6 protein-coding genes are annotated in these 10932 nt (G+C 72.7%); 3 read left to right on the forward strand and 3 right to left on the reverse strand.

Features of this window, described 5'->3' with window-relative positions; genetic code table 11:
* Nucleotides 1-318: 318 nt before the first annotated feature.
* The 3 genes from ACFVGO_RS06590 to ACFVGO_RS06600 all read left to right on the forward strand — a co-directional run bounded on the left by ACFVGO_RS06590 (nt 319) and on the right by ACFVGO_RS06600 (nt 5436).
* Nucleotides 319-1497 (forward strand): ROK family transcriptional regulator, encoded by a 1179-nt coding sequence (locus ACFVGO_RS06590; RefSeq protein ID WP_359910917.1) that lies wholly within the window; start codon nt 319-321, stop codon nt 1495-1497.
* 355 nt (nt 1498-1852) lie between these two features.
* Entirely contained in the window at nt 1853-3760 is a 1908-nt protein-coding gene (dxs, locus tag ACFVGO_RS06595; RefSeq protein ID WP_359910914.1) for a 1-deoxy-D-xylulose-5-phosphate synthase, read from the forward strand.
* Nucleotides 3761-3909: 149 nt separating this feature from the next.
* Nucleotides 3910-5436 (forward strand): glycosyltransferase family 39 protein, encoded by a 1527-nt coding sequence (locus ACFVGO_RS06600; RefSeq protein ID WP_359910912.1) that lies wholly within the window; start codon nt 3910-3912, stop codon nt 5434-5436.
* Nucleotides 5437-5684: 248 nt separating this feature from the next.
* Here the strand turns inward: ACFVGO_RS06600 and ACFVGO_RS06605 are convergent, their stop codons facing one another.
* The 3 genes from ACFVGO_RS06605 to ACFVGO_RS06615 all read right to left on the reverse strand — a co-directional run bounded on the left by ACFVGO_RS06605 (nt 5685) and on the right by ACFVGO_RS06615 (nt 10669).
* The gene (locus ACFVGO_RS06605) at nt 5685-7832 is read right to left on the reverse strand and encodes a 3-hydroxyacyl-CoA dehydrogenase NAD-binding domain-containing protein (RefSeq protein WP_359910909.1); all 2148 of its coding nucleotides are present in this window, start codon (nt 7830-7832) and stop codon (nt 5685-5687) included.
* A gap of 2 nt (nt 7833-7834) precedes the next feature.
* Complete coding sequence (locus ACFVGO_RS06610; protein ID WP_359910906.1) at nt 7835-9079, reverse strand: acetyl-CoA C-acyltransferase; 1245 nt, start codon at nt 9077-9079, stop codon at nt 7835-7837.
* Between the two features lie 345 nt (nt 9080-9424).
* Nucleotides 9425-10669 carry an HRDC domain-containing protein gene (locus ACFVGO_RS06615; RefSeq protein ID WP_359910903.1) on the reverse strand — a complete coding sequence of 415 codons (1245 nt, stop codon included), beginning with the start codon at nt 10667-10669 and terminating at the stop codon, nt 9425-9427.
* Between the last annotated feature and the right edge of the window lie 263 nt (nt 10670-10932).

Genomic DNA, 10932 nt, shown 5'->3' on the forward strand with positions numbered 1-10932 from the left:
TGCCGTCCACGGCTCCGAGGGGACGGGTGAGAATTGGGCACCATGCTAGTGGTGTGTCGTTTTCGGCCGCCGCCAGGACAGCCGATCCCCGTCTCCGCAGGTCCAGGCCTCGCAACACCTTCACCCCCCGATCACCGCGCCCCCACGCCCGCGCCCCGGCGCTCCGGTCCGCGCCGGTCGGCCGCCGTCCGCGCCCGGGGCCCCTCCCGCCCCGGCCGGGACCACCGGCCGGGACCCCTGCCCGGGCCCCCGGGCCGTACCCTTCAGGAGTTGAAGGGGACGCCCGGCGGAGGGGTCCCCGCCCTGGGAGGGTGGATCATGTCGACGGACACACCGGGCTCGCAGTCGTCGCTGCACCGGGCGAACCTGGAACGGGTGCTCCGCGCGGTGCGGATGGCCGGCTCGCTGACCCAGGCCGAGATCGCCCGCGGCACCGGACTGTCCGCGGCCACCGTGTCCAACATCGTGCGGGAGTTGAAGGAGAGCGGCACCGTCGTGGTCGCCGACACCTCCTCCGGCGGCCGCCGCGCGCGCAGCGTCTCGCTCAGCGGGGACGCCGGCATCGTGGTCGGCATCGACTTCGGCCACACCCACCTGCGCGTCGCGGTCGGCAACCTGGCCCACCGGGTGCTGGCCGAGGAGAGCGCCCCGATCGACGTCGACGTCTCCGCCCAGCAGGGCTTCGACCGCGCCGAGGCGATGGTCGAGCGACTGCTGGCGCAGGCCGGGTTCCGCCCCGACAAGGTGATCGGCGTCGGCCTCGGCGTGCCCGGCCCGATCGACGTGGAGACCGGCGCGCTCGGCTCCACCGCGATCCTGCCCGGCTGGACGGGCATCGCCCCGGGCCGGGAGCTGACCGAGCGGCTCGGCATGCCGGTGCACGTGGACAACGACGCCAACCTGGGCGCGCTCGGCGAGCTGGTCTGGGGCGCCGGCCGCGGGCTGAGCGACCTCGCCTACATCAAGGTCGCCAGCGGCGTCGGCGCCGGGCTGGTGGTGAACGGGCAGATCTACCGCGGGCCGGGCGGCACCGCGGGTGAGATCGGGCACATCACCCTGGACGAGGCCGGGCCGGTCTGCCGCTGCGGCAACCGCGGCTGCCTGGAGACCTTCGTCGGCTCCCGCTACCTGCTCTCGCTGCTCGTCCCCACCCTCGGCCCGGACCTCAGCCTGCCCCGGGTGGTCGAGCTGGCCCAGCAGGGCGACCTCGGCTGCCGCCGGGTGATCGCCGACGCGGGCCGGCAGATCGGCACCGGCGTCGCCACCCTGTGCAACCTGCTCAACCCGCGCCGGGTGATCCTCGGCGGGGACCTCGCCGAGGCCGGCGAGCTGGTGCTCGCCCCGATCCGCGACTCGGTGGCCCGCTACGCGATCCCGAGCGCCGCCCGTCAGCTCTCGGTCGTCCCCGGCACGCTCGGCGGCCGGGCCGAGGTGCTCGGGGCGCTGGCCCTGGTGATGAGCGAGATGGGGGAGTCCGGCGCGCTCGGCCGCGCCTGACGCCGCAGGCCGGCGCACCACGGCCGGCGCACCGCGGTTGGCGCACCACGGCTGGCGCACCGCGGCCGGCGCACCGCGGACGGGGGCGTCCCGAACGTCCCGTCCCGAACGGTCGGCTCCGCCCGGATAAGCATGGTCGAACGCCAGTGCGTCAATCCGGCGTGACCCGCCTCCCCCGCCCGACCTCCCGGAATGGCGGTAAGGAACGGTGGCACCGGGCGCGCCGCTCGGCGTCCGGGAGGCGGACATTAGACTCGACCGGTCGGCCCCGGCCGGGACCGCCGGCGTGGCACCGGACCGGGCAGCGACGCCCGTCGCTTTCCGTGGTCCGCGAACACTGAACGAGGAGGAACGGGTGGCCCTGCTGACCCGCATTCGGGGACCGCGCGATCTCGACCGGCTCACGCCCGGACAGCTGGCCGCACTGGCCCAGGAGATCCGGACCTTCCTGGTGACCGAGGTCTCCAAGACGGGTGGCCACCTCGGGCCCAACCTCGGCGTGGTGGAGCTGACCATCGCGCTGCACCGGGTCTTCGACTCGCCGCGCGACCGCATCCTCTTCGACACCGGCCACCAGAGCTACGTCCACAAGCTGCTCACCGGCCGCCAGGACTTCTCCCGGCTGCGGATGAAGGGCGGCCTGTCCGGCTACCCGTCCCGCGCCGAGTCCGAGCACGACGTGATCGAGAACTCGCACGCCTCCACCGTCCTCTCCTACGCCGACGGCCTGGCCAAGGCCAACCAGATCCTGGGCAAGAACGACCCGGTCGTCGCCGTCATCGGTGACGGCGCGCTCACCGGCGGCATGGCCTGGGAGGCGCTGAACAACATCGCCGACGCCGAGGACCGCCCGCTCGTCATCGTCGTCAACGACAACGAGCGCTCGTACTCGCCGACCATCGGCGGCCTGGCCAACCACCTCGCCACCCTGCGCACCACCCAGGGCTACGAGCGGTTCCTGTCCTGGGGCAAGGACGCGCTCCAGCGCACCCCGGTGGTCGGCCAGCAGCTGTTCGAGACGCTGCACGGCGCCAAGAAGGGCCTCAAGGACTTCATCGCCCCGCAGGGCATGTTCGAGGACCTCGGCCTCAAGTACATCGGCCCGATCGACGGCCACGACATGACCGCCCTGGAGTCCGCGCTGACCAAGGCGCGCGGCTTCGGCGGCCCGGTGATCGTGCACTGCCTCACCGAGAAGGGCCGCGGCTACCACGCCGCCGAGAACAACGACGAGGACCGCTTCCACGCGGTCGGCAAGATCCACCCGGAGACCGGCCTGCCGATCCAGAGCGGCGGCGGGCGGAGCTGGACCTCGGTCTTCGCCGAGGAGATGGTCGCGCTCGGCCACGAGCGCGAGGACATCGTCGGCATCACCGCCGCCATGCTCCACCCGGTGGGCCTGGCCCCGTTCGCCGAGGCCTTCCCGGACCGCATCTTCGACGTCGGCATCGCCGAGCAGCACGCCGTCACCAGCGCGGCCGGCCTGGCCACCAACGGCCTGCACCCGGTGTTCGCGGTCTACGCGACCTTCCTCAACCGCGCCTTCGACCAGGTCCTGATGGACGTCGCCCTGCACAGGCTGGGCGTCACCTTCGTCCTGGACCGGGCCGGCGTCACCGGCGACGACGGGGCCTCGCACAACGGCATGTGGGACATGTCGATGCTGCAGCTCATCCCGTCCCTGCGGCTGGCCGCCCCGCGCGACGCCGAGCAGGTCCGCGCCCAGCTGCGCGAGGCCGTCGAGGTCAAGGACGCCCCGACCGTGGTCCGCTACTCCAAGGGCACGGTCGGCCCGGCCGTCCCCGCGGTCGGCCGGATCGGCGGCATGGACGTGCTGCGCGCCGCCGAGGAGCCCTCCGGCGCCCACCGCGCCGACGTGCTGATCGTCTCGGTCGGTGCGATGGCCCCCACCAGCCTGGAGGTCGCCGACCTGCTGGCCGCCCGGGGCATCACCGCCACCGTGGTGGACCCGCGCTGGGTCAAGCCGGTGGACCGGGCCCTGCCGGGCCTGGCGGCCGAGCACCGGGTGGTCGTCACCATCGAGGACAACGGCCGGGTGGGCGGCGTCGGCGCGGCCGTGGCGCAGGCGCTGCGGGACGCGGACGTGGACCTGCCGGTGCGCGACTTCGGCATCCCGCAGGAGTTCCTGGACCACGCCAGCCGGGCCGAGATCCTGGCCGAGATCGGCCTGAACGCCCCGGACATCGCCCGAAAGGTGACCGCGCTGGTCGCCAAGCTGGACGCGGCGCCGGTCGAGGCCTGACCGGAGGCCGTCCGGGCGGAGCGGTCCCCGTTCCGTTGACGACCATTTGTCGTAACTCCGTAACAGTTCGTCACGGAACAAGCTGACAATCGCACTGAAAGGCGGGACCGGCGCCATCGGCGCCGATCCCGCCCGGTAGGTTGTCATCCGTGCCGACCCCCACCCGCCTCCGCCTCATCGGACTGGCCGAGCGCCTGCCCGAGCGCGTCCGTACCCGTCTGCTGACCGGGTACTGGACCAGGCTGGTGCCGGTGCTCGCGCTGGTCGCGCTGGTCACCCACATCCCCTCCTTCGCCCGGCCCGTCTGGAGCCCGGACGAGGGCTTCCTGGCGACCCAGGCCCGGATGCTGGCGGACGGCGGCGTGCTGTACGACACCGTGGTGGACCGCAAGCCCCCGCTGCTGCCCTGGCTCTACCAGGCCTGCTTCGCGGTCTTCGGCTCCGCCTCGCTCTGGCCGCTGCGCACCCTGGCGGTGGTGGCCCACCTGGTCACGGCGATCCTGCTGGCCTCGATCGCCCGCGGCCGCTGGGGCAACCGGGCCGGGGCCGGGGCCGGGCTGCTCTACCTGCTGGTCTCCATCGGGCTCTCCCCGGAGGACACCCAGGCGGCGACCTTCGAGGTCTTCATGCTGCCCGCCATGGTGGCCGCCTTCCGGTACGCCGAACGGCGCCGCTGGCTGGCCGCGGGCATCGCGGTCGCCCTGTGCTCACTGACCAAGCAGACCGGCGGCGCGGTGCTGCTGCCGGTGCTCTGGATGCTCTTCCAGGACACCCGCCGGCGCGGGGTGCGCTGGCCGCCCGCGCTGTTCAAGATCGGGTTCGGCTTCACCCTGCCGATAGCGCTGGTCGCGGTGATCCTCACCAAGCCCAAGGGCTTCCTCTTCTGGGTGGTCACCGGCAGCGGCGACTACGCCTCCTTCGGCGGCGCCTGGCTCCAGATGCTCGGCCGGGCCCTCGGCAACTCGGCCATCCTGGTCGGGGCCGGCCTGGGCTTCCTGCTCCCGGTCGGGCGCAGGCTCTGGCTCAAGTACCGCCACCGCCCGCTGCCGGTGGCCGGCGAGGAGCACGGCTCGACCACCGATCTGTGGGTCTGGCTGCTCTCCTCGGTGGTCGCGGTCAGCGTGGGCTTCCACTTCTTCGGCCACTACTACCTCCAGCTGATGCCGCCGCTGGTGCTGCTGGGCACCGGGGCGGTCGCCACCTCGGCGATCCGCTGGAAGCCCGTCCTGGCGTACACCACGGTCGCCGCCACGGTGTTCTGGAGCCTGGCACTGGCCTGGCCGGGGGAGCGGCTCAACCGCACCACCGAGGTCGCCACCGCCGTCGCCGCCCAGACCACCCCCAAGGACACCGTGCTGGTCTGGGGCATGCACCCCGAGCTGTACTGGCTGGCCGACCGCAAGCCCGCCACCCGCTACCTGACCGCGGGCTTCCTCACCAACTACAGCGGCGGCAAGGACGGCAACCAGAACGTCGGCGAGCAGTTCAGCGTCGCCAACGCCTGGCAGACCTTCGACAAGGACCTCGCCAACGGCCTGCCCGAGGTCGTGGTCGACGACTCCGGCATCGCCCCGTACCAGCCGGTCATGATCCCCCGGATGGAGAACCTGCTGGACACCCACTACGAGATGGTCGGCGTCTTCGCCGACACCGTGGTCTACCGCCTCAAGCACTGAGACGCCCGCGTCCGGGCCGGCGGGGCGGCAGCGCTGTCCACACCCGTTCCGCGCGGCAACGCCGTACACACCCGTTCCGACGACGGCGCCGTGCACAGCCCCACGTTCCGGAGGCAACCCCGTACACGGCCCGTGCTCGGGGGCAACCTGCACACGGCCGTGCTCGGGCGGCAACCCCGTACACACCGAGGAGCCCCGGTGACCAGCTGGTCACCGGGGCTCCTCCGTGTTCCGGGTACGGGCCGTGCCTAGGCGGGCACCGAGGCCACGCCGGGGGCGAGGAAGGTCTTGCCGTTCACCCGCTCCGAGACGCCCTCACGGTCCAGGTACGGGGTGATCCCGCCCAGGTGGAAGGGCCAGCCGGCACCGGTGATCATGCAGAGGTCGATGTCCTGCGCCTCGGCGACGACACCCTCCTCCAGCATCAGACCGATCTCCTGCGCCACGGCCTCCAGGGCGCGGGCGCGGACCTGCTCCTCGGTGAGCACCGAGTCGCCGAAGGACAGCAGCTCCAGCACCTCGGGGTCGAGGACCTGCTGCCCGTCCGTCCAGGTGTAGAAGCCGCGCTTGCCGGCCTTGACCACCTTGGCGAGGTTCTCGGAGACGGTGAACCGCTCCGGGAAGGCGCCGTGCAGGGTCTCCGAGACGTGCAGGGCGATGGCCGGGCCGACCAGCTCCAGCAGCACGATCGGGGACATCGGCAGGCCGAGCGGCTCGACGGCCTTCTCGACGTCGGCGATCGGGGTGCCCTCGTCGATGATGCCCTGGATCTCGCCCATGAAGCGGGTCAGGATCCGGTTCACCACGAACGCCGGGGCGTCCTTGCAGAGCACCGAGGTCTTCTTCAGCTTCTTCGACACGGCGAAGGCGGTGGCCAGCGCGGCGTCGTCGGTGCTGTCGCCGCGGACGATCTCCAGCAGCGGCAGGATCGCGACCGGGTTGAAGAAGTGGAAGCCGACGACCCGCTCGGGGTGCTTCAGCTTCGAGGCCATCTCGGTGACCGACAACGAGGAGGTGTTGGTCGCCAGCACGCAGGTCGGCGAGACCACGTTCTCCAGGTCCGCGAAGACGGCCTGCTTGACGCCCATCTCCTCGAACACGGCCTCGATGACGAAGTCCGCGTCGCCGAAGGCGGCGGCCTTGTCCAGCGAGCCGGAGACCAGGCCCTTGAGGCGGTTGGCCTTGTCCTGGCTGATCCGGCCCTTGCCGAGCAGCTTGTCGATCTCGGCGTGGACGTAGCCGACGCCCTTGTCGACGCGCGCCTGGTCGATGTCGGTGAGGACCACCGGCACCTCCAGACGGCGGGCGAACAGCAGCGCCAGCTGCGAGGCCATCAGACCGGCGCCGACGACGCCGACCTTGGTGACCGGGCGGGCCAGCGACTTGTCCGGCGCGCCGACCGGGCGCTTGGCCCGGCGCTGCACCAGGTTGAAGGCGTAGATGCCGCTGCGCAGCTCGCCGCTCATGATGAGGTCGGCCAGGGCCGTGTCCTCGGCGTCGAAGCCGGCCTGCAGGCTGGCCTTGTCGGCGAGGTCGAAGTCCTTGGCGGCGGCGATGATGTCCAGCGCCCGGTAGGCGGCCGGAGCGGCGCCGTGCACCTTGGCGTCGGCGACCATGCGGCCCCAGAGGACGGCGTCGTCCCAGGCCTTGCCGCGGTCGATCGCCTCGCGCTCGACGACGACGTCGCCCTTGAGGACCTTGGCGGCCCAGAGCAGCGACTGCTCCAGGAAGTCGGCCGGCTCGAAGATCGCGTCGGCGATCCCCAGCTCGAACACGTCCTTGCCCTTGAGCTGCTTGTTCTGGTTCATCGAGTTCTCGATGATGACCTTGACGGCGTTACCGGCACCCACCAGGTTCGGCAGGATGGTGCAGCCGCCCCAGCCGGGGACGAGGCCGAGGAAGACCTCGGGCAGCGAGAAGGCCGGGACGCCCGCCGACACCGTGCGGTAGTCGCAGTGCAGGCCGACCTCGACGCCGCCGCCCATCGCCGCGCCGTTGTAGAAGGCGAAGGTGGGGACGGGCAGCGAGGCGATCCGCTTGAAGACGTCGTGGCCGCCCTTGCCGATGGCCAGCGCGTCCGCGTGCTCCGTGAGCAGCTCGACGCCCTTGAGGTCGGCGCCGACCGCGAAGATGAACGGCTTGCCGGTGATCGCGGCACCGACGATCGCGCCCTCGGCGGCCTCGGCCTCGACCTGGTCCAGCGCCTCGTTCAGCTTGAGCAGCGAGCCCGGGCCGAAGGTGGTCGGCTTGGTGTGGTCGAAGCCGTTGTCCAGGGTGATCAGGGCCAGCCGGCCGGCCTGCAGCGGCAGGTCGAGGTGGCGGACGTGCGCGGTCGTGACGACCTCGCCCGGGAAGAGCTCGGCGCCGCGGGTCAGCAGCTCAGTGGTGTTGGCCATGGTCACTTACCACCCTCGACCTGAGACGACGTTTCCGCTCCGCTCCAATGCGGGTTCTCCCAGATGATCGTGCCGCCCATGCCGAAGCCGATGCACATCGTGGTGAGGCCGTAGCGGACCTCCGGGCGCTGCTCGAAGCGGCGGGCCAGCTGGTTCATCAGGCGCACGCCGGAGGAGGCCAGCGGGTGGCCGAAGGCGATCGCGCCGCCGTACGGGTTGACCCGCTCGTCGTCGTCCGCGATGCCGAAGTGGTCCAGGAAGGCCAGGACCTGGACGGCGAAGGCCTCGTTGACCTCGAAGGCCTGGATGTCGTCGATGGTCAGACCGGCCTTGGCCAGCGCCTTCTCGGTGGCCGGCACCGGGCCGACGCCCATGACCTCGGGCTCGACGCCCGCGAAGGCGAACGAGACCAGGCGCATCTTCACCGGGAGGCCGAGCTCCTCGGCGACGTCCTCGGCGGCCAGCAGCGAGGCGGTGGCACCGTCGTTCAGACCGGCCGAGTTGCCCGCGGTGATGTTGCCGTGCGGGCGGAACGGGGTCTTGAGGCCCGCCAGGTTCTCCATCGTGGTGCCCGGGCGCATCGGCTCGTCCACGGTGGCCAGGCCCCAGCCGGTCTCGCCGACCTCGGGGTTGGTGTTGCGGATCGTGATCGGCACCAGGTCGGGCTGGATGTCGCCGTTGGCGTACGCCTTGGCGGCCTTCTCCTGCGAGCGCACGGCGTAGGCGTCGCAGCGCTCCTTGGTCAGGTGCGGGAACCGGTCGTGCAGGTTCTCCGCGGTCATGCCCATGAACAGGGCGGACTCGTCGACCAGCTTCTCGGAGACGAAGCGCGGGTTCGGGTCGACGCCCTCGCCCATGGGGTGGCGGCCCATGTGCTCGACGCCGCCGGCCACGACCACGTCGTACGCGCCGAAGGCGATGCCGCCCGCGGTGGCGGTCACGGCGGTCAGCGCGCCGGCGCACATGCGGTCGATCGAGTAGCCGGGCACGGACTTCGGCAGGCCGGACAGCAGGGCGGCGGTGCGCCCGATGGTCAGACCCTGGTCGCCGATCTGCGTGGTGGCCGCGACGGCGACCTCGTCGATGCGCTCGACGGGCAGGTTCGGGTTACGGCGCACGAGCTCCCGGATGCACTTGACGACCAGGTCGTCGGCGCGCGTCTCGTGGTAGATGCCCTTCGGGCCGGCCTTGCCGAACGGGGTGCGGACGCCATCGACGAAGACGACGTCCCTCGCGGTACGAGGCACGGGGGCTCTCCTCCCAGGGACCAACATTTAGGTGGGCGGGCTGCCGCCGTCGAAGACCCGAGCGGCGCCGCATCACGGCCATGCTACCCGCCGGTAACCAACCTGCCCAGGCCCCTCGGAGGGATCTGACCATGTGTCTCCCGACACGTTCCCCGGCCGTCCGACCAGGAGCGCCGTTCCCGGGTACGGCGAAGGGGATGTCGCCCGTACGGACGACATCCCCTTCCCGTGTTGCCGGATCGGCCCGGACCGCGACCGGCCCGAACGCCGGTCGGACCCCGGCCCGACCGGCCCCGCGCGGCCATGGGCCACGGGACATCGGCCCCGACCGGCCCCGCGCCGTGATCAGTCCTGGGCGACGACCGCCGCGGCGAAGGCGGCGGCCACCGCCGGCGCCACCAGGTCCACCTGCCACTGCCGGGCGCCGAGCCCGCGCAGTGCGGCGGCCACGCCCTCCGGGCCCGGGTCGGCCGGCGGTTGCCAGGAGACCCGCCGGACCAGGTCCGGGGTGATCAGGTTCTCGGCCGGCAGGTGGTGGCGCTCGGCCAGCTCGCCGATCGCGCTGCGCGCGCCGGAGAGCCGGGCGGCGGCCACCGGGTCCTTCTCGGCCCAGGCCCGCGGCGGCGGCGGCCCCTCGTGCGGCGCGGTGGCCGGCGGCAGCAGGTTCTCCGGGACCTCCCGGCCGCGCTGCACGGCCGCCAGCCACTGCTCCAGCTGGCGCCGGTGCACCCGGGGGCCGAAGCCCTGGACGGCCTGCAGGGAGGCGATGTTCAGCGGCATGGCAAGTGCGGCGTTGACGATCGCCGCGTCCGCGAGCACCCGGCCGGGGGAGACGTCGCGGTCCTGCGCCATCCGGTCGCGGGCGAGCCACATCTCGCGCACCACGGCCAGCTGACGGCGGCGGCGGACCTTGTGCAGCTGGGAGGTGCGGCGCCACGGGTCGGTGCGCGGGGCCGGGCGGGGCGCGGCGGCGATCGAGGCGAACTCCTCCATCGCCCAGCCGAGCTTGCCCTGGGCGTCCAGCTCCCGTTCGAGTGCGTCGCGCAGCTCGACCAGCACCTCGACGTCCAGAGCGGCGTAGCGCAGCCACGGCTCGGGCAGCGGGCGGGTGGACCAGTCGACCGCGGAGTGCTCCTTGGCGAGGCTCAGCCCGAGCACGTTCTCGGTCATCGGCCCGAGGCCGACCCGGGCGAAGCCGGCGATCCGCCCGGCCAGCTCGGTGTCGAAGAGGCGCCGGGGTCTCATGCCGACCTCGGCGAGGCAGGGCAGGTCCTGGCTGGCCGCGTGGACCACCCATTCGGCGTCCTCGACGGCCCGGCCGAGCTCACTGAGGTCCGGGCAGGCGATCGGGTCGATCAGGGCGGAGCCGGAACCCTCGCGGCGCAGCTGGATGAGGTAGGCGCGCTGCCCGTAGCGGTAGCCGGAGGCCCGTTCGGCATCGACGGCCACCGGTCCGGTGCCCCCCGCGAAGGCGGCGACGACGGCGGCCAGCGCCCGGTCGTCCGCCACCACGGGTGGGATCCCGTCCTTCGGTTCGAGGAGCGGGACCGGGGCTGCTTCTTCTGGGATGGCTGCTACGGCGTCGGTCACCCCCCAAGGGTACGACGGTCCTCACGGCCGGGAGTGTTGTCGGACTGGTCAGACTGTTGATCGCCGAGCGATCGCGGGGCGGGCGGCACAGGACCGCGCGGGCGCCGTACGGGGCTTCGTGGCGGCGCCGTGGGGGTGACACGGGGGGACGGTGCGAAGGCCGGCCAGCCCGCCCGTCCCCGGGCGGACTGCGCGCCGGGAGGCCGGGGGCCGCACGGCGGGGGGGGGGGAAGGGGGAGGAGGATGAACGGTGAACACGGGAC

It is taken from the genome of Kitasatospora sp. NPDC057738, assembly GCF_042798815.1.
GTDB classification, from domain to species: domain Bacteria; phylum Actinomycetota; class Actinomycetes; order Streptomycetales; family Streptomycetaceae; genus Kitasatospora; species Kitasatospora lactacystinica.